We start from the raw sequence: 24,709 nt of genomic DNA on the forward strand, positions 1-24,709 counted from the left end.
CCCCCCCCCCCCCCCCCCGGCGCCGCCCCCCCCCCCCCCCCCCCCCCCCCCCCCCCCCCCCCGCGCCCCCCCCCGCCCCCCCCCCCCGGCGCGGCGCATGGGAAGGGCGGGGTCCTCGCTCAGTCGAGGTAGTCGCGCAGCACCTGGGAACGGCTCGGGTGGCGCAGCTTCGACATCGTCTTGGACTCGATCTGCCGGATCCGCTCGCGGGTCACGCCGTAGACCTGGCCGATCTCGTCCAGCGTGCGCGGCTGGCCGTCGGTGAGGCCGAAGCGCAGCCGGACGACGCCGGCCTCCCGCTCGGACAGGGTCTGCAGGACGCTGGTCAGCTGGTCCTGCATGAGCGTGAAGCTCACCGCGTCGACGGCGACCACGGCCTCGGAGTCCTCGATGAAGTCGCCCAGCTGGCTGTCGCCCTCGTCGCCGATGGTCTGGTCGAGGCTGATCGGCTCCCGGGCGTACTGCTGGATCTCCAGCACCTTGTCGGGGGTGATGTCCATCTCCTTGGCCAGCTCCTCCGGGGTGGGCTCGCGGCCCAGGTCCTGGAGCAGCTCGCGCTGGATGCGGCCGAGCTTGTTGATGACCTCGACCATGTGCACCGGGATGCGGATGGTGCGGGCCTGGTCGGCCATGGCGCGGGTGATGGCCTGCCGGATCCACCAGGTGGCGTACGTGGAGAACTTGTAGCCCTTGGTGTAGTCGAACTTCTCGACCGCGCGGATCAGGCCCAGGTTGCCCTCCTGGATCAGGTCCAGGAACGCCATGCCGCGGCCGGTGTAGCGCTTGGCCAGGGAGACCACCAGGCGGAGGTTGGCCTCCAGCAGGTGGTTCTTGGCCCGCTCGCCGTCGCGGACGATCCAGTTGAGGTCGCGGCGCATCTGCGGGGAGAGCTTCTGGCCCTCCTCCTCGGCCTGGCGCAGCCGCTCGGCGGCGTAGAGGCCGGCCTCGATGCGCTTGGCGAGGTCGACCTCCTCCTCGGCGTTGAGCAGCGCGACCTTGCCGATCTGCTTGAGGTAGGCGCGGACCGAGTCGGCCGAGGCGGTGAGCTCGGCGTCCTTGCGGGCCTGGCGGAGGGCCTCGGACTCCTCCTCGTCGTCCCACTCGAAGTCGCCGCCCTCGGCGGCGGCCTCCTCGGGGGTGGGCTCGGCGTCGGCGACCCCGTCGGGGCCGGCGACGACGGTCTCGTCGATCTTGAGACCCTCGCCGTCGACGACCGCGACCGCGGCGTCGTCGGTGGCCACGGCGGTCAGCACGGCACCGCCCTCACCGGTACCCGGCGACGGCGCGATGCTCGGCTTGCGCGGACCCTTCGCGGCGCTGGTCTTCGCCGGTGCCTTCTTGCGGGCCGGGGCCTTGGCCGGGCTGGCCTTGGCGTCGCCTGCGGATACCGGTGCGCTGGTCCGGGTGGCCCGGGGGGCGGCGGCAACCGTCCTGGAGCGACTCGAGGTGCTCGCTGCGGCTGCTTCCGGTGCTGGCTGGTCGGCGGGCACTCAGGTTCCTTCCCGTTCTGGGTGCGTTCCCCGGGGGGCCGTCTGGCCCCCGGGCAGCGGCCTCGGCCGGCGTCCGGAGCGGGAGAGGTCCCGTCGAAGCGACCGGCGTTTGGCCGGTGCGGGCGCGGGGGATGCCTCTCGGCTGAGGAGCGACGGGGCGGGGCTCTCCCATTGTAACGACGGACTGCGCTGAAACCACCGTTGCGGGCCCGTCGTGCTCGCTCGCAGGGGGTGAGCGGCCCAGCCCAGGAGCGTTCTCACCCTCCGTGCCGACGCCGCAGCCGATGGGCACGCAGCGCCGGGGTCACTGCCCGATGCGCTCCTCCGCGGCAAGGGCCGCCCCGACGATGCCGGCGTCGTTGAGCAGCTGCGCCGGGACGACGGGGGTGCGCGTGGACAGCAGCGGCACCCACTTGTGGGCCTTCTTGCTCACCCCGCCACCCACGATGACCAGGTCCGGCCACACCCCGGCCTCGAGGACGTCGAGGTAGCGGTCGACCCGCTTGGCCCACTGCGACCAGCTGAGGTCCTCGCGGTCACGTGCCGCCGCGGACGCCCGCTTCTCGCCGTCCTCGCCGTCGACCTGGATGTGCCCGAACTCGGTGTTGGGCACGAGGACGCCGTCGGTGAACAGGGCACTGCCGATGCCGGTGCCGAAGGTTAGCATCAGCACCACGCCGCTCTTGTCCCGGCCGGCCCCGTAGCGCATCTCGGCCAGCCCGGCGGCGTCGGCGTCGTTGAGGGTCTGCACCCCGTCGGGGAGGACGGCGTCGAGCCCCGCGGCGACGTCGGTGCCCAGCCACGTCTTGTCGACGTTGGCGGCGGTGTGGGCGACACCGTGCTTGAGGACGCCGGGGAAGGTGACCCCGATCCGCCCGGTCCAGTCGAAGTACCGCACGATGTGCGCCACGACGTCATAGACCGGCTGCGGGAGAGCCGGCTGCGGGGTCTCGATGCGCAGCCGTTCGCCCTGCAGCTCGCCCTTGTCGAGGTCGACCACGCACCCCTTGATCCCGCTGCCACCGATGTCCACCCCGAAACCCAGCACGCGGTCAATCTAGTGATCGGGGCCGCAGGTGGCAGTCCCCCTCGTGCAGGATCGGTGTGTGAGCCCCGCCGTGGACCCCGCCGCCCTGCTCGACCTCGCCGTCGCCACCGCACGCGAGGCGGCCGACCTGGTGGCCCGCGGGCGCGCATCGGCGGCCGAGCAGGTCGACGTCAAGTCCAGCCCGACCGACGTCGTCACCGCGGTCGACAAGCAGTGCGAGGAGCTCGTCACCGCCCGCCTGCTGGGGGCGCGGCCCGACGACGGCGTGCTGGGCGAGGAGGGCGCGGCGCGGGAGGGGCGCAGCGGCGTGCGCTGGGTGGTCGACCCCATCGACGGCACCGTCAACTTCCTCTACGGGCTGCCCGCGTACGCGGTCTCCATCGGGGCCGAGGTGGACGGCGCGGGGGTGGTCGCGGGCGTGGTGCTCAACGCCGCCACCGGGGAGATGTTCACCGCCACCGCCGGGGGAGGGGCGTTCGTCAGCTCCCCGGCACACCCGGAGCCGGTCCGGCTGAGCGGCAGCCGGCCGGCCTCGCTGGGCCAGACGCTGGTCGCCACCGGCTTCGGTTACCAGGAGGAGATGCGGCGGGCACAGGGCGCGGTCGTCGCCCGGCTGCTGCCCGAGATCCGCGACATCCGCCGCTTCGGGTGCGCGTCGCTCGACCTCTGCGCGGCCGCGGCCGGCCGGATCGACGCCTACTACGAGCAGGGGCTCAACCCCTGGGACCACGCGGCCGGGGGGCTCGTCGCCGCCGAGGCGGGGCTGGTGGTCACCGGCCTGCCCGGCCGCCCGTTCGGCGACCCGCTGGGCATCGCGGCGGCGCCGTCGGTCGCCGAGCAGTTCGTCGCCCTGCTCGACCGGCTGTACTGACGAAGGGCCCCTCTGCCCGCGCGGCTCCGTCCTGGGTCCCACCCCGAGCTGGCGATGGGTCAGGAGGACGGCGTCCTCTTTCAGCAGGCGGCGGCGGCGCTCGAGACCGTGCTCAGGGCAGCGGCCAGCTCTTCGGGGCTGGAGAGGCTGTCGGGGAAGGTGAACTCCGGGCCGAGGACCAGGTCGACCTGGGCGGTGGCCCGGGTGTCGAGGAAGTCGCCGGCGCCCTGGAGGAACAGGGCCAGGTAGGCGGCCGCGTCGCTGCCGCGCGGCCCGTGCCGGATCTCGCCCACCCCGGTCACCTCGCGGTCGGTGGGGTCGTTGGCGACCTCGTCGACGACGAACCCGCGGCCCTGCAGGTCGGCGGCGACCTGCTGGGCGAGCCCAGCGGTGTCGGTGGCGTTGAAGACCCGCACCGACAGGGTGCTCGGGTCCAGTGACGGCGGCGCGGCCGCCGCGGTGTCGCAGGCCGCCGCCTGGGCGGCGTCGCGGTCCTGCTCGTCCTGCAGGACGTTCCACCACACGGCCAGCGCAGCCAGGGCGAGGACCAGCAGGAAGATCAGCGGGGGGAGCGGACGCCGGCCGCTGCGGGGGCGCACCGCGGGACGGTCGGTCGGCGGCGCGCTCACGGGCTGTCTCCCCCTCATGCCTGGTGGTCGGCGGCAGTCTAGGGCCGGACGGCGGGTCTAGATGACACCGTCGTCCAGCGCGGCGCGTCCCCGCTGCACGCAGGGGTCGATGCGCTCCGCGTAGCCGGAGGTGTCCTTGCCGGCCATCGCGCCCGCCTTCGACCGGGCGACGATGCCCGCGACGATCGCGGCGAACTTGAAGTAGGCGAAGCCCACGTACCAGTTGAGCTCGGCGAGGTCCAGACCGGTGTGCGCGGCGTAGCGCTCGGCGACCTCCGCCCGGCTGGCGAACCCCGGCATCGTCGTCACACTGCTCTGGCCGCTCACGCTCTCCTCGCCGGGCTGCGGCCAGTAGACGAACAGCATCCCGAGGTCGGCGAGCGGGTCCCCGAGGGTCGACATCTCCCAGTCCAGGACCGCCCGGATCCGGCCGGGGGTGTCGGGGTCGAGCAGGCAGTTGTCGAGCCGGTAGTCACCGTGGACGACGGCGTGGCGCTGCGTGGCCGGCACCGTCTCGGCCAGGCGGGCGGCCAGCGCGTCCAGGCCCGGGCGGTCGCGGTCCCGGGTGGCATCCCACTGCTGGGTCCAGCGGCGCACCTGCCGCGCCATGAAGCCCTCCGGCCGCCCGAAGTCCCCGAGGCCGACCGCCTCGGGGTCGACCGAGTGCAGGTCGGCGAGGACGTCGACCAGGCCCTCGCCGATCCGCCGCCGCTGGGCGGGCTCGTCGGCGTAACCGGGCGGGATCGTGTCCACGACGTGCAGCCCCACCACGCGCTCCATCACGTAGAAGGGGGCGCCGAGGACGGCGGGGTCGGTGCACAGGTGCAGCGTCCGGGGTACCGGGACGGGTGTCGGCCCCAGGGCGCTGACCACCTTGTGCTCGCGCTCCATGTCGTGCGCGGTGGCCAGCACCGCCCCCGTCGGGGGCCGGCGGAGGATGACCTCGTCACCGGGGGCCCCGCCGTCCGGGGTCACGATGTACGTGAGGTTGGACATGCCCGCGGCGATGAGGTCGACGCGCACGTCGCGCCAGCGCTCGTCGCCGAAGACCGAGGCCAGGTAGGGCCCCACCACGGACGGATCGGCACCCACGGGAGTCGACACGGGCGCAGGGTAACCTCTGGCGCTCCGCATCCCGACCGATCGATCCGGCGCCCACGTGTCCGACCCGCCGGACCGGGCACAAACGGGGACCGCGCGACGTTGGGGGGTCCGCCGGTCAGTCCGGAGCCGGAGCCCTCCGTCGCCGGAGGGTCGGCCGGCGCGGACCGCAGCACCCGGCCGGTGCCCGCTCCCCGCGGGTGCCGGCCTCCCGACCACCGGTCGCCCCGGCGACCGGCCAGGGCGGCGGCGCCCTGGCGCCGTCGTCAGACGACCCGGGCGCCGACGCCCGAGAGAACCCCGGAGGAGGGGCACACCCCATGGCCACCGACTACGACGCCCCACGCCGCAACGAGGCCGACGAGCTCGGCGAAGACTCGCTCGAGGAGCTCAAGGCGCGGCGAGCCGAGGCGCAGTCCTCGTCGGTCGACGTCGACGAGACCGACTTCAACGAGAACCTCGAGCTCCCCGGCGCGGACCTGTCCAACGAGGAGCTCACCGTCCGCGTCCTCCCCAAGCAGGAGGACGAGTTCACCTGCTCCCGCTGCTTCCTGGTGCAGCACCGCAGCCGGCTGGCCGCCACCAAGGGCGACCAGCTGTACTGCCGCGACTGCGCGGCGTGAAGCACGCTCGACGCCGGAGCTGACGGGCCGGCCCGCCGCCGGACCGGGGAGGGACCACGCGATGACCGAAGACCGTGAACGGACCGCCGCGGTGCGGGACGTCCCGCCGCCGCGCCCGGTCGTGACGGCGGGCGCGGCGAGCCCGCCGGCCGAGGAGGGCCCGCTGGCCAGGGCCGGCCGGAAGGTCGCCGACGCGGTCTCCGGGCTGCTCGGCGGCGGCTCGGCCGGCGGCGCCGAGGAGGGACGACGGTCGGCCACCGCCACGACGCTGCGCGACGTGGCGTCCGCAGTCGCGTCGGCCGCCGGGTCCCTCCTCGGGGGCGGCGCGGGGGACCGCGACCGCCCGCAGGGCGGGGCCGCGCCGACGGCGGAGGGCGAGACCGGCTGGGCGCCCGGCGCGGTGCTCGGCGACCTGCTGGCTGCCGCCGCCCCGCGGCTGCCCATCCGCGACGGCCGCCGGCTGCGCGAGGCGTACCCGGGCGCGACCGACGAGGAGATCGCCGACGCGCTGGTCGAGCGCGCGGTCCGGCTCACCGGGGCGATCGGCGCCGCCACCGGCGGGATCACCGCCGCGTCGTGGTTCGCCCCCGCGTCCCTGGTGGCCCTGCCCCTGGAGCTGGGTGCGGAGACGGTGCTCACCGCCGCGGTGGAGGTCGTGCTCATCGGCGAGCTGCACGAGGTGTACGGCCGCCCCGCACCCGGTGACGCCCGCGCCCGCGCGGCCGCCTACCTGTCGAGCTGGTCGTCGCGGCGGGCCGTCGACGACTCGCCCGTCCCGGGCCTCGGCGTCCTGCTGACCGGCGCCACGGTCCGGAGCCTGCGCCGCAGCCTCGCCCGCCGGATGGCCCGCACCGTGCCGGTGGCCGCTCCGTTCCTGATCGGGGCGGCACTGGGCGGGCGCGGCAACCGCCGGGTCACCGAGGCGCTGGCCCGCCGTGTGCGCGCCGACCTGCGGGGGTCCCGACCCTGACGCGACGGGCCCGGGGCGCGGTTAGGGTCGCCGACGTGCCCGATCCGACCGTGCGGAACGCCGCACCCCCGGAGGTCGCCGTCCGCGAGGTCGAGGTGCCGGTGCGGCTGACCTCCCCTCAGGACGTCGTCCCCGCCTACGCCCTGCCCGGCGACGCCGGCGCCGACCTCTCCGTCGCCGAGGACGTCGAACTGGCCCCGCTGCAGCGCGCGCTGGTGGGCACGGGGGTGGCCGTCGCCATCCCCGAGGGGTACGCCGGCTTCGTGCACCCCCGGTCGGGGCTGGCCCACCGGCTGGGGCTGAGCCTGGTCAACGCGCCGGGCACGATCGACGCCGGGTACCGCGGCGAGATCAAGGTCAACCTGGTCAACCTCGACCCCACCACGCCGCTCACCCTCCGCCGCGGCGACCGGGTCGCGCAGCTGGTGGTGCAGCCGGTGGTGCGGGCCCGCTTCGTCCCCGTCGAGCAGTTGCCGGACAGCACCCGCGGAATCGGCGGGCACGGCTCGACCGGCGGGCACGCGAGCGCACAGTCGAAGGGGCGGTAGCCGTCATGCCGTTCGGACGCCGACGCAACCGGATCGACCGCAGCCTCCGCGAGCGCGGGGTACCCCCGGAACCGCAGCACCGGCCGCGCGAGGTCGAGGAGACCGCCGGCCCGTGGGACGAGGCCGACGCACCCGACGACGGCCTGGCCCGCATCGACCTGGGCTCGCTGCGCCTGCCCGCGGTCCCGGGGATGGAGCTGCGCGTCGACGTCAACACGCAGCAGAAGGTGATCGGCGCGACCCTGCGGGCCGGGGAGTCGCTGCTGCAGGTGTCGGCGTTCGCGGCGCCGCGCGCGGGCGGGATCTGGGACGACGTCCGCGCCGACCTGGCCCGCAGCGCCTCCGGGCAGGGCGGGCGCCTCCAGGAGGTCGAGGGCCCGTTCGGGACGGAGCTGGCCGGCTCGGTGCTGGCGACCCCGCAGGCGCAGCCCGGCCAGCCGGCGCCCAAGCCGGTGCGCCGCGCCGCCCGCTTCCTCGGCGTCGACGGCCCGCGGTGGTTCCTGCGCGGCATGCTCAGCGGCCCGGCGGCCGAGAGCCCGGAGGCGGCGGCCGCGCTCGAGGAGGCGTTCCGGCAGATCGTCGTCGTCCGCGGGAACGCCCCCATGCCGGTCCGCGAGCAGCTGCCGCTCACCCTGCCGCCGCAGGCGGCGGCGCAGGTCGCCGCCCAGGCGGCCCGGCGGCAGGCCACCGCACCGCCCCGCCCCGCTCCGCCGCCGGCCGCTCCGCCACAGCCCCCGACGCCGCCCGGTCCGTGACGACCGCTCAAGTCGCGTACGGGCCGCACCCGGACCAGTTCCTCGAGCTGACCCTGCCGGACGGGCCCGGCCCGGCCCCGGTGGCCGTCGTCCTGCACGGCGGCTTCTGGCGGGCCGCGTACGGGGTCGAGCTGGCCCGTCCGCTGGCGGCCGACCTGGCCGGTGCCGGGTTCGCCGCGGTGGCCGTCGAGTACCGCCGCGTGGGGGCCGGCGGGGGCTGGCCGGCCACCCTGCAGGACGTCGCCGCGGCGCTGGACACGCTGCCCGACCTGCCCGACGCCGGCCGGCTCGACCTCACCGACGTCGCGGTGGTGGGCCACTCCGCCGGCGGCCACCTGGCCGCGTGGGTCGCCGGTCGTGCCCGGCTGCCCGAGGGGGCGCCGGGGGCGCGCCCGCAGGTGCCGGTGGCCGCCGCCGTCCTGCAGGCCGGGGTGCTGGACCTGGAGCGGGCCGCCGCCCAGGCGCTCGGCGACGGTGCCGTGCAGGCCCTGCTCGGCGGGGAGCCGGCGGACGTCCCGGAGCGGTACGCCGCCGCCGACCCGGTGCGGCTGGTGCCGGCCGGTGCCGACCTGCTGTGCGTGCACGGCGCCGCGGACGACGTCGTCCCGCCGGAGCAGAGCGAGCGGTACGCGCGGGCCGCCGCGGCGGTGGGGGAGCGGGTCGAGGTGCGGCTCGTGGACGGCGACCACATGGTGCTGATCGACCCCGACGGGGCGCCGTGGGCGCTGGTCCGCGACTGGCTCGGGGATCGCGCCGCCGCGCGGCGCGGCCGATCTACGCTCTAGGTGTGACAGAGACACGTTCGGGCGGATGGCTCGCGCGGACCCTCCAGCGGCTGACCGCCGACGACCACACGATCGACGCCGAGCAGCTGCGCGCCGGGGCGGCCAAGAACGGGTGCGAGCCGGTCAGCGCCTGCCGGAAGGGTGAGGTCGTCACGGTCACCGGCCGGCTCAAGTCGGTCGTCTACACCCCGCGCGAGACCGTCCCGACCCTCGAGGCCGAGCTGTTCGACGGCTCGGGGTCGGTCACGCTCGTCTGGCTCGGCCGCCGCCGGATCCCCGGCATCGAACCGGGGCGCACGCTCAGCGCCCACGGCCGCTTCGCCTCCTTCGACGGCCGGCAGGTCATCTACAACCCCCGGTACGAGTTGAGCGCCGGGTGACGGCTGCGCCCGAGGGGGACGGGCGCCCCGGTCCCGGGGGCGGTCCGGAGCCGGCCGAGAGCGGCGCGGCGTCCGGCCCCGTGGCCTTCGACCGGCACCTCGTCCTGCAGCAGCTCGGCGGCTGGCGCGGCATGGTCGACGCCTCGCTGCCCACCATCGCGTTCATCGTCGGCAACTCCGTCGGCGGGCTGCGGGCCGGGATCTGGTCCGCGGTCGGCGCCGCCGTCCTCGTCTTCGGGCTGCGGCTGGTGCGCCGGGAGAGCGTCCAGCAGGCGTTCAGCGGTCTGTTCGGGGTCGCGATCGCCGTCGCCATCGCCGCCGCGTCCGGCCGGGCCCGGGACTTCTTCGTGCCGGGGCTGATCCGCAACGCCGCGCTGGGCGTGGTGCTGCTCGGCTCCATCCCGGTGCGCTGGCCCCTGGTCGGGGTGATCGCCGAGTTCCTGGCGCCGAGCCACCTGGGGGCGATGGCGTCGCACTCGCTGCCGGGGCTGCGGCGGCGGATCGACCGGGTCAACGCGCACCTGCACCACCGGCCGCCGCCGGACCCGGAGACCGGCGAGCGGCCGAAGGACCCCGAGCCCGAGCGGCACTGGCGCGAGGACCCACGGATGCTCCGCGCCTACTCGTGGCTGACGCTCATGTGGGGTGTCGTCTTCCTCGTGCGCGTCCTGGTCCAGTGGGTGCTCTACCGCGCCGACGAGGTCGAGCTGCTCGGCACCGCGTCGCTGGTGCTCGGCCTGCCGGTCACCGCCGTGGAGGTGGTCGTGACCCTGTGGGTCGTGTCCCGGCTGCACCGGCACCGCGCCGAGCCGGCCGACTCCGGGCCGGAGGAGCAGCGGCCGGCCGCCTGACGGCCCCGTCCAGAGGCTCGCCGCGAGCCTGCGAGCGGTGAGGAGGACGGGGTCCTCTCTCAGGCGACCGGGGCGGGGGAGAGCACCTCCTGCAGCTGCTCCTCGACGTCGGCGTGCGTGATGAACAGCAGCTCGTCGCCGGCCTCGAGCGGCTCGTCGGGGCTGGGGGTGATGACCCGCTCGCCCCGCAGGATCGCCGTGAGCACCGTCTCCCGCGGCAGCGGCACCTCGCGCAGCGGCTTGCCCACCCAGGGCGTGTCCTCGGCGAGGGTGATCTCGACGAGGTTGGCCGCGCCCTTGCGGAAGCTCATCAGCCGGACGACGTCGCCGACGGTCACCGCCTCCTCGACGAGGGCCGCGAGCACCCGGGGCGTGGAGACGGCGACGTCGACGCCCCAGGCCTCGGTGTAGAGCCACTCGTTGCGGGGGTCCTTGACGCGGGCGACGACGCGGCCGACGGCGAACTCGGTCTTGGCCAGGAGGGAGACGACCAGGTTGGCCTTGTCGTCACCGGTGGCGGCGACCACGACGTCGCAGGTGGCCAGCTGCGCCTCCTCCAGGGAGGAGACCTCGCAGGCGTCGGCCTGCACCCACTCGGCGCCGGGCACCGAGCGGGTCCGGACCTTGCGGCCGTCCTTCTCGATGAGCATCACGGTGTGCCCGTTGGAGAGCAGCTCGCCGGCGATGGAGCGGCCGACGGCGCCGGCGCCCACGATGGCAACGCGCATCAGTTCTCCCCTCCCTGGGGACCCCGCTCGACGACCTCGTGCACCCGCGGGGTGATCGAGTCGGTCGCGGCGACCACCAGCTGGTCGCCGTCCTGCAGGACCGTGGCCGGGGTCGGCAGCTGGGCGTCGCCGAAGCGGACCAGCCAGGCGGCGCGGGCGCCGGAGGCGGCCTCCAGGTCGGCGAGCTTGCGGCCCACCCAGGCCTCGGTGACGGTCACCCGCATCAGCAGCACCTGGCCGGTGGGCTCCCGCCACAGCTCGCTGACCTTGACCGAGAGCAGCTCGCGGAGCAGCCGGTTCACCGTCCACGGGACGGTGGCCACGCTGGGGATGCCCATCCGCTCGTAGACCTCGGCGCGCTTGGAGTCGTAGATCCGCGCGACGACGTGCTGGACGCCGAAGGTCTCCCGGGCGACGCGGGCGCTGATGATGTTGGAGTTGTCGCCGCTGCTGACCGCGGCGAAGGCCCCCGCGGAGTCGATGCCGGCGTCCAGCAGGGTCTGCCGGTCGAAACCGAGCCCGGTCACCTGGCGGCCGGTGAAGTCGGGACCGAGCCGGCGGAAGGCCTCCGGGTCCTGGTCGATGACGGCCACGCTGTGACCGATCTCTTCCAGCCGACGGGCGATCGCCGATCCGACGCGGCCGCAGCCCATCACGACCACGTGCACTGGGTTCTCCCCGATCGTGCGCCGGCGCCGTCCGCCCGCGCTGTCCGGGCGCGAAGCTACACCCGGCCGGGCGGGACGCCGCCGTCCGCAGCGCCGCAACTCACCCTCCGGGCGGGGGCACCGGTCCACCCGGCGTCCGTACCATCGCCGCCGTGCCAAGCCTGTCCGACCTCGGACACCTCCCGAAACGGCTGCTCCTCGGCCGCGCCGTCCGCAGTGACCGGGCCGGGGAGTCCCTGCTGCCCAAGCGGCTTGCGCTGCCCATCTTCGCCAGCGACCCGCTCTCCTCCGTGGCCTACGCCACGCAGGAGATCCTGATCGTGCTGACGCTGGCCGGCACCGCGTTCCTGTACCTGGCACCGTGGCTGGCCATCGCCGTCGTGCTGCTGCTGGCGACGGTGGTGCTGTCCTACCGGCAGGTGGTCCGGGCCTACCCGTCCGGCGGCGGGGACTACGAGGTCGCCTTCAAGAACCACGGCCAGTTCGCCGGCCTCACCGTGGCCAGCGCGCTGCTGGTCGACTACGTGCTGACCGTCGCGGTGTCCGTGGCCTCCGGCACCGACAACATCATCTCGGCGTTCCCCGCGCTGCACGAGCACCGGGTGGCCATCGCCGTCGGTCTGGTGGCGCTGCTGGCCGCGGCCAACCTGCGCGGGGTGCGCGAGTCCGGGCGGACCTTCGCCGTTCCGACCTACCTGTTCATCACCGGCATCCTGGTGATGGTGGCCACCGGGCTGATCCGGGACCTGTTCACCGACTCCCCGGTGGTCGCCGAGACGGCCGGCTACACCGTCACGCCCGAACCCGGCTACGAGAACCTGGCCGGGTTCGCCCTGCTGTTCTTCGCCCTGCGGGCGTTCGCCTCCGGCTGCACGGCGCTCACCGGCGTGGAGGCGATCGCCAACGGGGTCCCGGCCTTCAAGCCGCCGAAGAGTCGGAACGCCGCCACGACGCTCGCGCTGATGGGCGGCATCGCCGCGACCATGTTCGCCGGGGTCACCGCGCTGGCGCTGGCCGCCGACGTCAAGTACGTCGAGAACCCCTGCGACCTCGGGGGCTTCGCCGACTGCGCGACCGAGCCGCAGCGGACGGTCATCGCGCAGGTCGCCGCGGCCACCTTCGGCGGGGACACCTCGCCGGTGTTCTTCTACATCCAGGCCGCCACCGCGCTGGTCCTCATCCTGGCCGCCAACACGGCGTTCAACGGCTTCCCGCTGCTGGGCTCGGTGCTGGCGCAGGACCGCTTCATGCCGCGCCAGCTGCACACGCGCGGGGACAAGCTGGTCTACAGCAACGGCATCCTGCTGCTCGCCGGGTTCGCCGCACTGCTCATCTTCGCCTTCGACGCCGACGTCAACCGGCTGATCCAGATGTACATCGTGGGCGTCTTCACCAGCTTCTCGATCGGCCAGTGGGGGATGGTCCGGCACTGGAACCGGGAGCTGCGCACCGAGTCCGACCCCCTCGTCCGCCGCCGGATCCGCCGGTCCCAGGCGATCAACGCCGTGGGCGGCTCGCTGACCAGCGTCGTCCTGGTGATCATCATCGTCACCAAGTTCACCCGCGGCGCCTGGCTGGTGATCCTGGTGATGCCGATGCTGTTCCTGCTCATGAAGGCGATCAACCGGCACTACTCGCACGTCGCCGACCAGCTGGTCCCCGACACCGACTCGCGGATGCTGCCCAGCAAGGTGCACGCCATCGTGCTGGTCTCCAAGGTGCACAAGCCGACGCTGCGCGCCCTGGCCTTCGCGCGGGCCACCCGCCCGGACGCGCTGACCGCCCTCACGGTCAACGTCGACCCCGCCGAGACCCGCGCGCTGCAGGCCCAGTGGGAGAAGTACGACATCCCGGTCCCGCTCACCGTGCTCGAGTCGCCGTACCGGGAGATCACCCGGCCGGTCCTCGACTTCGTCAAGAGCATCCGGCGGGACAGCCCGCGCGAGCTCGTCGTCGTCTTCGTCCCCCAGTACGTGGTCGGGCACTGGTGGGAGAACGTGCTGCACAACCAGAGCGCGCTGCGGCTGCGGGCGCGGCTGCAGTTCATGCCCGGCGTCATGATCACCACGGTGCCGTGGCAGCTGGAGAGCTCGGTCGGCCGGGACGACGACGGCCGCGGGAACGGGCCCGCGCCCGGTGACCTGCGCCGCGGGCTGACCGAGGACACCGAGGCCACCCCCTATGGCTGAGGACCCCGCTGCCCCCCGGGAAGGACCCCGTCCCCCTCACCTCTCGCAGGCTCGGGACGAGCCTCCGGACGGGGCCGGTCGAGCTCGGCGCGGGCCCCTGCAGCGGGGCCTCGAGTGGACAGGGACCGAGTTCGAGGTCACCGTCGGTCCGGTCGCCCACGGCGGGCACTGCGTGGCCCGGCACGAGGGCCGGGTGGTCTTCGTGCGGCACGCCCTGCCGGGGGAGCGGGTCGTCGTCCGGGTGACCGAGGACCGCCAGCCGGGCTTCTGCCGGGCCGACGCGGTGCGGGTGCTGGCGGCCTCGCCCGAGCGGGTCGACCGGCCCTGCCCCTACAGCGGGCCGGGCCGGTGCGGCGGCTGCGACTGGCAGCACGTCACACCCGCCGAGCAGCGCCGGCTCAAGGCCGCCGTGGTGCGCGAGCAGCTGGCCCGCCTGGCTGGGTTGCCGGACGTCGAGGTGGTCGTCGAGGAGCTGCCCGGCGGGCCGCTGCGCTGGCGCTCACGGGCGCGGTTCGCCGTCGACCGGACGGGCGCGCCGGGCCTGCGGCGGCACCGCTCGCACGACCTGGTGCTGCTGGAGGACTGCCCGATCACCGTCGAGCCGGCCGCCCGCGCGGTGCTCGGCCGGCGCTGGCCCGGTGCCGGGGCGGTGGACGTCGCGGTCGACGGCACCGGGACCGTCACCACGACCCGGCTCGACCGGCAGGGCCGCGCGAGGTCCACGCGGGTGTTCCGGCCCGGCGAGGACGTGCCGACCGCCCCGGCCGGCCGCGCGGCACGCACCGCGGCGGGACGGGACTGGGAGGTCGAGGGCACCGGCTTCTGGCAGGTGCACCCGGCCGCGGCCGACGCGCTGGTGGGGGCGGTCGAGCGGTTCGCCGCCGTCGCGCCGGGGGAGACGGTGCTCGACCTGTACGCCGGCGCGGGGCTGTTCGGTGGCGCGCTCGCGCCCGCCACGGGCTCGACCGGGCGGGTGGTGTGCGTGGAGGCCGACCCCGGCGCCTGCGCCGCCGCCGATGCCAACCTCGCCGATCTGCCGCAGGCGGAGGTCTGGCAGGGCGAGGTGGACGCCGAGGGGCTGGCCGGCCTGCTCGACGAGCTGGGCGGCCCGCCCGACGTCGTCGTCCTCGATCCGCCGCGGGCCGGTGCGGGGCAGGCGGTGAGCCGGGTGCTGGCCGGTGCGGGGCCGCGGGCGGTGGTCTACGTCGCCTGCGACCCGGCGTCCCTGGCCCGCGACGTGGCGGCGTTCAGCGCCGCCGGCTACCGGCTCGCGGCGATCCGCGGGTTCGACGCCTTCCCGATGACCCACCACGTGGAGTGCGTCGCGCTGCTCGTCCCGGCCTGAGCCGGCCGTGGCGTCAGAAGGCGCAGCCCCCGCCGGAGGCGATCGCACCGACGGTGACCGGGAGCCCCGGCGCGGGGTCGACGACGACGGGGTGGACGCCGGTCAGCCGACCCATGCAGTCGTCGGCGGACGACGAGCTGCCGTCGCGGCCGTCGACCCAGACGTCCAGCCAGGTGGACGCCGACGACGGGAAGCCGGTGTGGCAGGCGCCGTCCTGGGGGGAGCTCCCGTCGCCGCAGGTGTCCTCGACGATCAGGTAGCGGCTGATCGAGGGGACGTAGAACCGGGTGCCCGCGGCCCAGTCGAGGGTGTGCCGGCCGCCGGCCTTGGAGTGGCCCACCGCGACGGTGATCGGGTCGTCGTAGGTGCCGCTGCCGCCCGCCGTCCGGTGCACCTGGGGGTGGGAGATGCTCGGGCTGCCGGCCGGGGTGTTGTCGAAGAAGGAGTAGCCGGTGAGGTAGGCCTGGATCTGCCGTCCTCCGGCGGGCGCGGCGGCCGCGGCCTGCGGCGCCGGTGCCGGTGCCGGATCGGCGGTCGGACGGCGCGGTGCGGGGGCGGCCTCGGTCTCGCCGTCCTCGGCGGGAGCGGCGGCGGGCTCCTCGGCGATCGGCTCGGGCTCCGCGGTCTCGGCCGGCGCGGGCGTCGTCGCCGCCGGGGCGGGGGGAGACGGCGTGGCCGGCCTGGGGGGAGCCGACGCGCTCGTGCGCGAGGCGTCCCCGATGCCGCGCTCGGGGGCCGCCGACGGGGTGGTCCCGGCCTCCGGTGCCTCGGTCACGGCCGCCACCTCCGTGGCCACGAAGGAGGTCGGCTGCTGCGCGTCGAGGGCGATGGCACCGAGGCCCGCGACGATGCCCACGAGGGAGAGGGCGCCGAGGACGGCGGTCGCCGTCCGGGTGCGGCGGTTCCCGGGCAGGGCGGCATGGCGGTGCGACGACGGCATGGGTGTCCCTCGGGGGCGGTTCGGCAGGAGCGGCGCCGGGACCCGGGAACCCGGGGACGGACACTCCGTGGAGTCGGTCCGGAGCCGCGCGTCACGTTAGCCTGACCAGGACAGGTGACGGAAGGGTTCGGTTCAGTTTCGCTCAGTGACCGTCCTCGCGGTCGGCGTCAGGCCGCCTCGGGGCTCGGCTACCGTGGCGAGCCGTGACCACCTGGGAGTACGCCTCGGTCATCACGGCGAACGAGGCCGAGTCGAAGCGGGCCGGGGTGAGCGTGAAGCTCCCCGGTGGGCAGCTCGAGCGGCAGGCCGGTGACACCATCTCGGTTCTCAACCGGCTCGGCAGCGAGGGGTGGGAGCTGGTGAGCTACCACTCCAGCGGTGCCGGCACCTGGGGCTTCGAGCAGTTCTGGCTGAAGCGGCCCACGTCCGCCTGACAGGACGTGCCGGCCCACCGGATCGAACGGGTGTTCGATCCGGTGGCACACTGGTGCGGTGGACGGGACGGTGCCGCCGGGCTGGCCGGACGCGGTGCGCCCGCCGGGAGCGCCGGACTGGGAGCAGAGCGCCGTCGCCTGGCTGTTCGACCTCGTCCCGCCCGACTACCGGGCGCACGAGGTGCTGCGCCGCTACCCCGTGCTGCTCGCCCGCTTCGCGCGGGACCACCTGGCCGCCGGGCTCGAGGCGGCGCGGGCGGGCTGGCGCACCGTGCGCGTGGACCTCGCCGAGGACCTGCCGGCCGACGCGATGGAGGCGGCGATCGGCGCGTACGAGCGTGAGGGTGCCCGGCTGGCCGCTGCCGCGCGGGGGGTCGAGGTGGTCGCCGGCGCGCTCCGCGGTGAGCGCTGGGTGCCCCGGCTGTGACGCCGTCGCGGGGCGTCTCCGCGGAACGGTGCCGGTCCGCATCCAGGACCGGAGCTCGACCGGAAGGGCCGGGTGCACGCGGCTACAGTTGGTCGGCGGCCGTTGCCGAGCCGTGCACCTGCCGCCCACGGAGAGGACGCTCCCCCCTCGTGTCGCTCCTGCGATCGCTCCGCACCCCCGCCGACCTCAAGGCGCTCCCGCCGGAGCAGCTCCCGGTCCTCGCCGCCGAGATCCGTGACACCCTCGTCACGAGCGTCGCCCGCACGGGCGGCCACCTCGGCCCCAACCTCGGTGCGGTCGAGCTGACCATCGCCCTGCACCGCGTCTTCGACTCCCCACGCGAGCCGATCGTCTTCGACACCGGCCACCAGAGCTACGTGCACAAGATGCTCACCGGCCGAGTCGAGGGCTTCGAGCGGCTGCGCCAGCGCGACGGCCTGTCCGGCTACCCGAGCCGCGCCGAGAGCGAGCACGACTGGGTCGAGAACAGCCACGCCTCCACCTCGCTGTCCTACGCCGACGGGCTGGCCAAGGCCTTCGCCCTGCGCGGGGAGCGGCGGCCGGTGGTGGCGGTGATCGGCGACGGCGCCCTCACCGGCGGGATGGCCTGGGAGGCGCTGAACAACATCGCCGCGGCGAAGAACCGCCCGGTCGTGATCGTGGTCAACGACAACGGCCGCTCCTACTCGCCGACGATCGGCGGGGTCGCCGACGCGCTGGCCACCCTGCGGCTGCGGCCGGGCTACGAGCAGGCGCTGCTGCAGGTGCGCCAGGCGCTGCACCGCGCCCCGGTGCTGGGCTCGGCCCTCTACGACGCGCTGCACGCGATCAAGAAGGGGCTCAAGGACGTCCTCTCGCCGCAGGGCATGTTCGAGGACCTCGGCCTCAAGTACCTCGGCCCGGTCGACGGCCACGACGTCCGGGCGATGGAGTCCGCGCTGCGCCGGGCCCGCTCGTTCGGCGGGCCGGTCATCGTGCACGCCGTCACGACGAAGGGCTTCGGCTACCCGCCGGCCGAGACCGACCAGATCGACGCGTGGCACGCCACCGGCGTCTTCGACCCCGACAGCGGCGCCTGTGCCGCCGCGGCCCGCGACTGGACGGCCGCCTTCTCCGACGAGCTGGTGCGGATCGGCACCGAGCGCTCCGACGTCGTGGCGATCACCGCGGCGATGCTGCACCCCACCGGGCTGGCGGCCTTCGCCGAGCGGTTCCCCGAGCGCACCTACGACGTCGGCATCGCCGAGCAGCACGCGCTGACCTCGGCCGCCGGCCTGGCGATGGCCGGGATGCACCCGGTGGTCGCCGTCTACTCGACCTTCCTCAACCGCGCCTTCGACCAGCTGCTGATGGACGTCGCCCTGCACCGCCAGCCGGTGACCGTCGTCCTCGACCGGGCCGGGGTGACCGGCACGGACGGCGCCTCGCACAACGGCATGTGGGACATGTCGATCCTCTCGGTGGTCCCCGGGGTGCGGCTGGCCGCCCCGCGCGACGAGCCGACCCTGCGCGAGGCGCTGCGCGAGGCGGTGGCGGTGACCGACGGGCCGACCGTCGTGCGGTTCCCGAAGGGCGCGCCGCCGGTGGACGTCCCCGCCCTGGAGCGGCGCGGTCCCGTCGACGTCCTCCGCCGGGGCGCGGCTCCGGAGGTGCTGCTCGTCGCGGTCGGGTCGATGGTGCCGACCTGCCTGGCCGCCGCCGAGCGGGCGGCCGACCACGGCATCGAGGTCACCGTCGTCGACCCGCGCTGGGTGCTGCCGGTCTCCGACGAGCTGGTCGAGCTCGCCGCCGGGCACCGGCTGGTCGTCACCGTGGAGGACGGCGGCCGCGCCGGCGGGGTCGGGGCCACGCTGACCCAGGCGCTGCAGGACCGCGGCTGCGATGTCCCGGTGCGGACGATGGGGCTGCCGCAGGCGTTCCTCGAGCACGGCAGCCGCGGCCAGGTGCTCGCCGACGCCGGGCTCACCGAGCAGGACGTCGCCCGCCGGATCACCGAGTGGACCGCCGTCCTGGCCGAGCGCAGCGAGCGCTCCGAGGCCGAGGCGGTGGAGGAGGCCCCGTGACCGACGGGGGCACGGTGATCGCCGAGATCCAGTAGGAGGACCCCGTCCCCCTCACCGTTCGCGAGCTCACGGCGAGCCTCCGGACGGGGCCACTCGGTCATCCAGGCCTCAGGACTCCGCTACGAGGTCGGCGCCCTGGGCACGACGCTGGAGGGCGACGCCGATGCGGTGTGGGCCACCCTGCGCGCCGCGCACGAGGCGATGCTGGCGGCCGGGGCCACCGGCGGGCTGTCGCACCTCGAGGCCGCCTCGGCGAACCGGACGATGGACCGCCTCACCGCCGAGTTCCGCTGAGCGATGACACCGTCGTCCTCCGGACGACGCCGCGGCCAGGCGCTCTCCTGGAGACCGCGGGGGCTCTTCGTGCCCTGCGGGTGCTGTAGCACCGGCAGGGCGCGAGCAGCGCACGCCATGGGCTGCGCCGAGGGGCGACGCCAGGGCGTGCCCGAGGTGCGCGCAGGCACAGGGAGCAACACCCACGTCCGGAGGGCCAGGCCGTCGGTGTTGCTACTGCCTGAGAAGAGCGGGTGCCTGGGGACAGCGGGGCTCAGGCGCGGGCGAGTGCGTCGGTGAGCAGGTCGCGGGTGAGCTCGATCTGCCACTCGCGCGCACCGCCGGCGCGCAGGGTCGCCGCGACGGTGTCGAGGTCCCGCGACTCCGGCGGGCCCCACATCAGCCGGCGCACCAGGTCGGGGGAGAGCAGGTTCTCCACCGGCACCCGGTGCTTCTCCGACAGCTCCGCCAGGCCGGCGCGGGCCACCTGCAGTCGGGTGGCCGCGGCGGGGTCGCGGTCGGCCCACCGGCTGACCGGCGGCGGCCCGTCACCGGGCCTGCTGTGCAGCGGCAGTTCCGACTCCGGCAGCTCCCGGCCGCGGGCGAGCGCGCCGAACCAGGTGCCCACGAGCTTGCGGTTGGCCCGGCCGCGGAAGACCGGCAGCTCCAGGAGGGCCGCCTCGTTCCTAGGGTCGGCCTGGACGGCCGAGACCATCGCGGAGTCGGGCAGCACCCGCCCCGGGGCGACGTCGCGGCGGCGGGCCAGGTCGTCGCGCGCCTGCCACAGCGAGCGCAGCATGCCCAGCTGCCGGCGGTTGCGCAGGCCGTGGACGCCGGAGGTGCGCCGCCACGGGTCCGGCTTGGGCGCGGGCGGGCCGGCGGCGAGGATCGCCTCGAACTCCTGGCGGGCCCACTCGGTCTTGCCCTGCGCCTCCAGGATCGCGGCCAGCGCGTCACGCAGGTCCACCAGCACCTCGACGTCCAGGGCGGCGTAGACCAGCCACTCCTCGGGCAGCGGCCGGGTGCTCCAGTCGGCGGCGGAGTGCCCCTTCTGCAGCGAGTACCCGAGCAGCGACTCGACGACGGCGCCCAGGCCCACCCGCGGCAGCCCGGCCAGCCGCGCGGCCAGCTCGGTGTCGAAGACCCGCCCCGGGACGAGACCGAGTTCCGCCAGGCAGGGCAGGTCCTGGTTGGCCGCGTGCAGCACCCACTCGGTGTCGGCGATGGCCTCCTGGAGCACCGACAGGTCCGGCAGTGGCACCGGGTCGACCAGCCCGGTCCCCGCGCCGTCGCGGCGCAGCTGCACGAGGTAGGCCCGCTGCCCGTACCGGTACCCGGAGGCGCGCTCGGCGTCCACGGCGACCGGGCCGGTGCCGGCCCGCAGCGCCTCGGCGTACTCGACCAGCGCGGTGGAGGTCTCGACCACCGGGGGCAACCCGTCGCGGGGGGCGAGCAGCGGAGTCGCCGGGGGAGAGGCCGGCTCCTCGTCCGGTGCCGGGATGGGCTCGGTGCTCAGCGCTCGTCCACCTTCTCGCCCGTGTCGTCGACCAGTGCAGTGCCGGGAGCAGGCAGCCTGCGCGGCACGGGACCGCAGGAGGCCGGGAGGGGCAGCCGGCGCGGGGGCGTCGCGCCCCTGTCGGACACCGATGTTACGGAGTCCCACTCCCGGGAGGACCGGAGGGATCCAGCAGCCGGACGCCGGGTGGGGGCAGACCGGCCGCGTTGCCCAGCACCTCCAGCCAGGCGACCAGGTGCCGGTCGAGCGCGGTGTCCTCGGCGGTCCAGGACGCGCGGATCTCCACGTCCACGGAGTGCTGCGGGCCGGCCAGCTCGCCGAACCGCGTCGACGCGGTGCGGGTGACCGTGCCGCCGACGGCGTGGTACGCGGCGCCGGCCTCGGTGAGGGCCTCGGTCAGCCAGCTCCACGCCACCTCGGAGAACATCGTGTCGTCCACCATGTGCTCGTCGGTGGCCGCCGACAGGTAACCGACGCAGCGCGTCGTGCCGGCCCACGACTCATGGCCCGCGGGGTCGTGCAGCACGATGAAGCGCGCGCTGGCGACCTCGACCTCCTCGTCGCCGTCCCGCTCGGTCACCAGCGCGCCGATGGCGTGGGCGTAGGGCGCCAGCCGCTGGGGAGCCGGGATGTGCTCGAGCTGGATCTCCGGGCGGACCGTCGCGCCGGCCAGTGCCTCGAGGGCAGCGCGGAACTCCTCCGGGGGCTGGTCGCCGGGCCGGTCCTCCGGGCCGCGCCCGGCACCGGCCAGGCTGGAAGGCTCCACGCTCGCAGACTAGGACCAGAACCGGGCCCGTGCCGCCGACGCGCCGCACCGTTCTGGGAGGATCGACGGTCGTGACCCCAGCTGGCGACGCCCGGACCCTCCCCGCCGACTCGGACCTCGTCCAGGCCGCCCGCGGCCTGCCGGTGTCCCGGACCCCGGTGTGGTTCATGCGCCAGGCGGGCCGGTCGCTCCCCGAGTACCGCGCGCTGCGGGCCGACACCGGGATGCTCGAGGCCTGCCAGGACCCCGACCTGGTCACCGAGATCACCCTGCAGCCGGTGCGCCGGCACGGGGTGGACGCCGCGATCCTCTTCTCCGACATCGTGCTGCCGCTGGTCGTGGCCGGGGTGGACGTCGACATCAAGCCGGGGGTGGGCCCGGTGGTCGCCTCGCCGGTGCGCACCGTGGCCGACGTCGACGCGCTGCCGCCGCTGGAGCCCGAGCGGCTGGACTTCCTCGCCACCGCGGTGCGCGCGCTGGTCGCCGAGCTGGGGCCGACGCCGCTCATCGGCTTCGCCGGCGCGCCCTTCACCCTGGCCACCTACCTGATCGAGGGCGGCCCGTCGAAGGAGCACGCCCGCACCAAGGCGTTCATGTACGCCGAGCCGGAGGCGTGGGGCCGGCTGCTCGACCGGCTCGCGGTGTCCGCTGCGGTCTTCCTGAACACGCAGGTCGACGCCGGCGCCTCGGCGGTGCAGCTGTTCGACTCCTGGGCCGGCGTGCTCTCCGCCGCCGACTACGCCGGGCGGGTCCTGCCGCACTCGCGGGCGGTCTTCGACGGCCTCGGTGACCGGGACGTGCCGCGCATCCACTTCGGCGTCGGCACCGGGGAGCTGCTGGCCCTCATCGGGGACGCCGGCGCCGACGTCGTGGGCGTCGACTGGCGGGTGCCGCTGGACGAGGCGGCCCGCCGGGTCGGGCCGCAGCGCTCACTGCAGGGCAACCTCGACCCCGCCGTCCTGCTCGCCGACCGGGTGACCGTCGACCGCGAGGTGCGCCGGGTCGTCGAGCAGGGCCGGGCCGCCCGCGGGCACGTCTTCAACCTCGGCCACGGCGTCCTGCCGGAGACCGACCCGGGCGTGCTCACCCACGTCGTCGAGCTGGTCCACGAGCTGACCCGGCGATGAGCCGGCGCCTGGTCGTCGTCGGGGCCGGGATCACCGGACTCGCCGCCGCGTTCGAGTGGCGCCGGCGGCGGCCCGACGACGAGATCGTCGTGCTGGAGGTCGGCGACCGCGTCGGCGGCAAGCTGGGCCGCGTCGAGCTGGCCGGGCACTGGTACGACACCGGCCCCGAGGCGGTGCTCGCCCGGGTGCCCGAGGCGGTCCAGCTGGTGGAGCGCCTCGGCCTGGCCGACCGGCTGGTCGCGCCGGCGACCACCCAGGCGGCGGTCGTCCTGCCCGACGGGCGGTACCCGCTGCCGGCCGGCACGGTCCTCGGCGTCCCCGCCTCGGTCGAGGGGCTCGAGGGGGTGCTGACGCCGGACGGCGTGGCCCGGGTGGCCGCCGAGGCGCAGCTGCCGCCGCTGACCCTGGACGGCGACGTCGCGGTCGGCGCCCTGCTGCGGGAGCGGCTCGGCGACGAGGTGGTCGACCGGCTGGTCGAGCCGCTGCTCGGCGGCGTGTACGCGGGACGGGCCGACGAGCTGTCGCTCACCGCCACGATGCCCCAGCTGGCGGCGCACCTGCCCGCGGCGGGCTCGGTGCTGGGCGCCGCGGCCGCCGCCCGGGACGCCGGCGCGCGCAGCCGGTTCGACGCCGACGGGCCGGTGTTCGTCACCGTGTCCGACGGCATCGGCGGACTGCCCGACGCGCTGGTGGCCGCGGCGCGGGCCGACGTCCGGCTGCGGACCCCGGCGCACGCGCTGGCCCGGACGGCGACCGGGTTCGAGCTGTCGGTCGGTCCGGCCGCCGCCCCCGAGCGGCTGACCGCCGACGCCGTCCTCGTCACGGCCCCGGCGCCCAAGGCCGCGCGGCTGCTGGCGCAGGTCGCCCCCGCCGCGGTCGAGCCGCTGCAGGGCATCCCGTACGCGTCGATGGCCGTGGTCGCGATGGCCTTCCCCGCGCAGCCGGTCGCCGCCGGGTCGGGCCTGCTCGTGCCGCCGGTGACCGGGCGCCTGGTCAAGGGCGTCACGGTGTCGTCGGCGAAGTGGCCGCACCTCGCCGGTGAGCACCTGCTGGTCCGCTCGTCGGTCGGCCGGTTCCGCGACGAGGCGGAGTTGCAGCGCACCGACGAGGACCTCACCGCGGCCGTGGTGGCCGACGTCGCCGACCTGCTGGGGCTGTCCCGGCCGGAACCGGTGGCCACCCGGCTGGTGCGCTGGGGCGGCGGGCTGCCGCAGTACCTGGTCGGACACTCCGACCGGGTGGACGCCGTCCGGGCCGCGGTGAGCGAGGTGCCCGGGCTGGCCATCGCCGGTGCCGCGTTCCGCGGCGTGGGCGTGCCCGCCTGCATCCGCGACGCCCACCACGCCCTCGACGCGTTGAGCTGAGCGGCGTGCGGGTGATCTCACCACCCGCGCACCCGGCTCCCCGCGCCCGCGCGCGAGAATGGGCGCATGAGCGAGCAGACCGACCAGCGCAGCATCGGCAAGCGGGCCAACGAGCTCAACGCGACCATCCGCTACACGATGTGGTCGGTGTTCAGGCTGGCCCGCCCGCTGGGCGACGAGCAGCGCGCCGCGGTCGCGGACGAGGTGCAGGGCCTGGTCGACGAGCTGGCCGGCAAGGACGTCGTCGTCCGCGGGACCTACGACGTGAGCGGCCTGCGGGCCGACGCCGACCTCATGGTCTGGTGGCACGCCGCGTCGGCGGAGGCGCTGCAGGAGGCCTACACCCGGCTGCGCCGCACGGCGCTGGGGCGGCACCTGGAGCCGGTGTGGTCGCAGCTGGCGCTGCACCGGCCGGCGGAGTTCAACCGCAGCCACATCCCGGCGTTCCTCGCCGACGAGGAGCCGCGCCGGTTCGTCTGCGTCTACCCGTTCGTGCGGTCCTACGAGTGGTACCTGCTGCCCGACGAGGAGCGGCGGGCGATGCTCGCCGAGCACGGGCAGATGGCGCGGGGGTTCCCGGACGTGCGCGCCAACACGGTGGCCTCGTTCGCGCTGGGCGACTACGAGTGGATGCTGGCGTTCGAGGCCGACGAGCTGCACCGCATCGTCGACCTCATGCGCGAGCTGCGGGCCTCGGCGGCGCGGCGGCACGTCCGCGAGGAGGTGCCGTTCTACACCGGCGTCCGCAAGCCGGTCGCCGAGCTCGTCGCCGACCTGCCGTGACGCCGGGGTGTGGGAGTGCAGTCGAGCTGCACTCC

26 protein-coding genes are annotated in these 24,709 nt (G+C 75.5%); 17 read left to right on the forward strand and 9 right to left on the reverse strand.

Annotation, left to right across the window (positions count from 1 at the left end; genetic code table 11):
* Positions 1-119: 119 nt before the first annotated feature.
* Both ACI782_RS24765 and ppgK read right to left on the reverse strand, forming a co-directional pair.
* Positions 120-1,490 (reverse strand): RNA polymerase sigma factor, encoded by a 1,371-nt coding sequence (locus ACI782_RS24765; RefSeq protein ID WP_456912775.1) that lies wholly within the window; start codon positions 1,488-1,490, stop codon positions 120-122.
* Between the two features lie 304 nt (positions 1,491-1,794).
* Positions 1,795-2,538, reverse strand: coding sequence for a polyphosphate--glucose phosphotransferase (ppgK, locus tag ACI782_RS24770; protein ID WP_456912776.1), 744 nt, complete (start codon positions 2,536-2,538; stop codon positions 1,795-1,797).
* 58 nt (positions 2,539-2,596) lie between these two features.
* On the opposite strand from ppgK, the gene ACI782_RS24775 reads away from it, so the two are divergent.
* The gene (locus ACI782_RS24775) at positions 2,597-3,409 is read left to right on the forward strand and encodes an inositol monophosphatase family protein (RefSeq protein ID WP_456912777.1); all 813 of its coding nucleotides are present in this window, start codon (positions 2,597-2,599) and stop codon (positions 3,407-3,409) included.
* An 80-nt stretch (positions 3,410-3,489) separates the two neighbouring features.
* Here ACI782_RS24775 and ACI782_RS24780 read toward each other — a convergent pair whose 3' ends face one another.
* Entirely contained in the window at positions 3,490-4,038 is a 549-nt protein-coding gene (locus tag ACI782_RS24780; protein ID WP_456912778.1) for a LytR C-terminal domain-containing protein, read from the reverse strand.
* A 57-nt stretch (positions 4,039-4,095) separates the two neighbouring features.
* A complete protein-coding gene (locus ACI782_RS24785) occupies positions 4,096-5,142 on the reverse strand; it encodes a phosphotransferase family protein (RefSeq protein WP_456912779.1) in 1,047 nt (348 codons plus the stop codon).
* A 317-nt stretch (positions 5,143-5,459) separates the two neighbouring features.
* On the opposite strand from ACI782_RS24785, the gene ACI782_RS24790 reads away from it, so the two are divergent.
* The 7 genes from ACI782_RS24790 (at position 5,460) to ACI782_RS24820 (ending at position 10,051) form a co-directional block, all read left to right on the forward strand.
* Positions 5,460-5,762, forward strand: coding sequence for a DUF4193 domain-containing protein (locus ACI782_RS24790; protein ID WP_089306675.1), 303 nt, complete (start codon positions 5,460-5,462; stop codon positions 5,760-5,762).
* Between the two features lie 61 nt (positions 5,763-5,823).
* Positions 5,824-6,732, forward strand: coding sequence for a hypothetical protein (locus tag ACI782_RS24795; RefSeq protein WP_456912780.1), 909 nt, complete (start codon positions 5,824-5,826; stop codon positions 6,730-6,732).
* Positions 6,733-6,767: 35 nt separating this feature from the next.
* Positions 6,768-7,280, forward strand: a complete 513-nt coding sequence (gene dut, locus ACI782_RS24800) for a dUTP diphosphatase (protein ID WP_456912781.1) — start codon at positions 6,768-6,770, stop codon at positions 7,278-7,280.
* Positions 7,281-7,285: 5 nt separating this feature from the next.
* Positions 7,286-8,035, forward strand: coding sequence for a DUF3710 domain-containing protein (locus ACI782_RS24805; RefSeq protein WP_456912782.1), 750 nt, complete (start codon positions 7,286-7,288; stop codon positions 8,033-8,035).
* Positions 8,032-8,820, forward strand: coding sequence for an alpha/beta hydrolase family protein (locus ACI782_RS24810; RefSeq protein ID WP_456912783.1), 789 nt, complete (start codon positions 8,032-8,034; stop codon positions 8,818-8,820). The genes ACI782_RS24805 and ACI782_RS24810 overlap by 4 nt, the downstream gene beginning before the upstream one ends.
* A 2-nt stretch (positions 8,821-8,822) precedes the next feature.
* Positions 8,823-9,200, forward strand: coding sequence for an OB-fold nucleic acid binding domain-containing protein (locus ACI782_RS24815; protein WP_456912784.1), 378 nt, complete (start codon positions 8,823-8,825; stop codon positions 9,198-9,200).
* Complete coding sequence (locus tag ACI782_RS24820) at positions 9,197-10,051, forward strand: DUF3159 domain-containing protein (protein WP_456912785.1); 855 nt, start codon at positions 9,197-9,199, stop codon at positions 10,049-10,051. Before ACI782_RS24815 ends, ACI782_RS24820 begins: the two co-directional genes overlap by 4 nt.
* Positions 10,052-10,110: 59 nt before the next feature.
* Here ACI782_RS24820 and ACI782_RS24825 read toward each other — a convergent pair whose 3' ends face one another.
* Together ACI782_RS24825 and ACI782_RS24830 are read right to left on the reverse strand one after the other, a co-directional pair.
* On the reverse strand, positions 10,111-10,779 hold the full coding sequence (locus ACI782_RS24825) for a potassium channel family protein (protein ID WP_456912786.1): 669 nt from the start codon (positions 10,777-10,779) through the stop codon (positions 10,111-10,113).
* Positions 10,779-11,447 carry a potassium channel family protein gene (locus ACI782_RS24830; protein WP_456912787.1) on the reverse strand — a complete coding sequence of 223 codons (669 nt, stop codon included), beginning with the start codon at positions 11,445-11,447 and terminating at the stop codon, positions 10,779-10,781. Before ACI782_RS24830 ends, ACI782_RS24825 begins: the two co-directional genes overlap by 1 nt.
* Before the next feature lie 152 nt (positions 11,448-11,599).
* On the opposite strand from ACI782_RS24830, the gene ACI782_RS24835 reads away from it, so the two are divergent.
* Both ACI782_RS24835 and ACI782_RS24840 read left to right on the forward strand, forming a co-directional pair.
* Positions 11,600-13,636 (forward strand): APC family permease, encoded by a 2,037-nt coding sequence (locus ACI782_RS24835; RefSeq protein ID WP_456912788.1) that lies wholly within the window; start codon positions 11,600-11,602, stop codon positions 13,634-13,636.
* Between the two features lie 97 nt (positions 13,637-13,733).
* A complete protein-coding gene (locus ACI782_RS24840; protein ID WP_456912798.1) occupies positions 13,734-14,981 on the forward strand; it encodes a class I SAM-dependent RNA methyltransferase in 1,248 nt (415 codons plus the stop codon).
* Positions 14,982-14,994: 13 nt separating this feature from the next.
* On the opposite strand, the gene ACI782_RS24845 is transcribed toward ACI782_RS24840, so the two are convergent.
* Positions 14,995-15,921, reverse strand: coding sequence for a hypothetical protein (locus ACI782_RS24845; RefSeq protein WP_456912789.1), 927 nt, complete (start codon positions 15,919-15,921; stop codon positions 14,995-14,997).
* A gap of 203 nt (positions 15,922-16,124) precedes the next feature.
* Between ACI782_RS24845 and ACI782_RS24850 the strand changes: the two genes are divergently transcribed.
* From ACI782_RS24850 to ACI782_RS24865, 4 genes are all read left to right on the forward strand, one after another.
* The gene (locus ACI782_RS24850; protein ID WP_456912790.1) at positions 16,125-16,355 is read left to right on the forward strand and encodes a DUF4177 domain-containing protein; all 231 of its coding nucleotides are present in this window, start codon (positions 16,125-16,127) and stop codon (positions 16,353-16,355) included.
* Positions 16,356-16,413: 58 nt separating this feature from the next.
* The gene (locus ACI782_RS24855) at positions 16,414-16,782 is read left to right on the forward strand and encodes a hypothetical protein (protein ID WP_456912791.1); all 369 of its coding nucleotides are present in this window, start codon (positions 16,414-16,416) and stop codon (positions 16,780-16,782) included.
* 149 nt (positions 16,783-16,931) lie between these two features.
* Positions 16,932-18,845 carry a 1-deoxy-D-xylulose-5-phosphate synthase gene (dxs, locus tag ACI782_RS24860; RefSeq protein WP_456912792.1) on the forward strand — a complete coding sequence of 638 codons (1,914 nt, stop codon included), beginning with the start codon at positions 16,932-16,934 and terminating at the stop codon, positions 18,843-18,845.
* Between the two features lie 99 nt (positions 18,846-18,944).
* The gene (locus tag ACI782_RS24865; protein ID WP_456912799.1) at positions 18,945-19,139 is read left to right on the forward strand and encodes a thiamine-binding protein; all 195 of its coding nucleotides are present in this window, start codon (positions 18,945-18,947) and stop codon (positions 19,137-19,139) included.
* A 253-nt stretch (positions 19,140-19,392) separates the two neighbouring features.
* Here ACI782_RS24865 and ACI782_RS24870 read toward each other — a convergent pair whose 3' ends face one another.
* Positions 19,393-20,544 (reverse strand): ribonuclease D, encoded by a 1,152-nt coding sequence (locus ACI782_RS24870; protein WP_456912793.1) that lies wholly within the window; start codon positions 20,542-20,544, stop codon positions 19,393-19,395.
* A gap of 223 nt (positions 20,545-20,767) precedes the next feature.
* A complete protein-coding gene (locus ACI782_RS24875; RefSeq protein ID WP_456912794.1) occupies positions 20,768-21,400 on the reverse strand; it encodes a DUF3000 domain-containing protein in 633 nt (210 codons plus the stop codon).
* Between the two features lie 71 nt (positions 21,401-21,471).
* On the opposite strand from ACI782_RS24875, the gene hemE reads away from it, so the two are divergent.
* The 3 genes from hemE to hemQ all read left to right on the forward strand — a co-directional run bounded on the left by hemE (position 21,472) and on the right by hemQ (position 24,674).
* The gene (hemE, locus tag ACI782_RS24880) at positions 21,472-22,527 is read left to right on the forward strand and encodes a uroporphyrinogen decarboxylase (protein WP_456912795.1); all 1,056 of its coding nucleotides are present in this window, start codon (positions 21,472-21,474) and stop codon (positions 22,525-22,527) included.
* Complete coding sequence (hemG, locus tag ACI782_RS24885) at positions 22,524-23,891, forward strand: protoporphyrinogen oxidase (RefSeq protein WP_456912796.1); 1,368 nt, start codon at positions 22,524-22,526, stop codon at positions 23,889-23,891. The genes hemE and hemG overlap by 4 nt, the downstream gene beginning before the upstream one ends.
* A 66-nt stretch (positions 23,892-23,957) precedes the next feature.
* The gene (gene hemQ / locus ACI782_RS24890) at positions 23,958-24,674 is read left to right on the forward strand and encodes a hydrogen peroxide-dependent heme synthase (RefSeq protein WP_456912797.1); all 717 of its coding nucleotides are present in this window, start codon (positions 23,958-23,960) and stop codon (positions 24,672-24,674) included.
* Positions 24,675-24,709: the final 35 nt, after the last annotated feature.

The organism is Geodermatophilus sp. SYSU D00703, from assembly GCF_054050155.1.

What these genes read in the sequence shown, in the direction of transcription:
- ACI782_RS24790 (WP_089306675.1), top strand. Translation starts at nt 5,460, where the DNA reads ATGGCCACCGACTACGACGCCCCACGCCGCAACGAGGCCGACGAGCTC.
- ACI782_RS24795 (WP_456912780.1), top strand. Translation starts at nt 5,824, where the DNA reads ATGACCGAAGACCGTGAACGGACCGCCGCGGTGCGGGACGTCCCGCCG.
- ACI782_RS24805 (WP_456912782.1), top strand. Translation starts at nt 7,286, where the DNA reads ATGCCGTTCGGACGCCGACGCAACCGGATCGACCGCAGCCTCCGCGAG.
- ACI782_RS24825 (WP_456912786.1), bottom strand. Translation starts at nt 10,779, where the DNA reads ATGCGCGTTGCCATCGTGGGCGCCGGCGCCGTCGGCCGCTCCATCGCC.
- ACI782_RS24845 (WP_456912789.1), bottom strand. Translation starts at nt 15,921, where the DNA reads ATGCCGTCGTCGCACCGCCATGCCGCCCTGCCCGGGAACCGCCGCACC.
- hemG (WP_456912796.1), top strand. Translation starts at nt 22,524, where the DNA reads ATGAGCCGGCGCCTGGTCGTCGTCGGGGCCGGGATCACCGGACTCGCC.
- hemQ (WP_456912797.1), top strand. Translation starts at nt 23,958, where the DNA reads ATGAGCGAGCAGACCGACCAGCGCAGCATCGGCAAGCGGGCCAACGAG.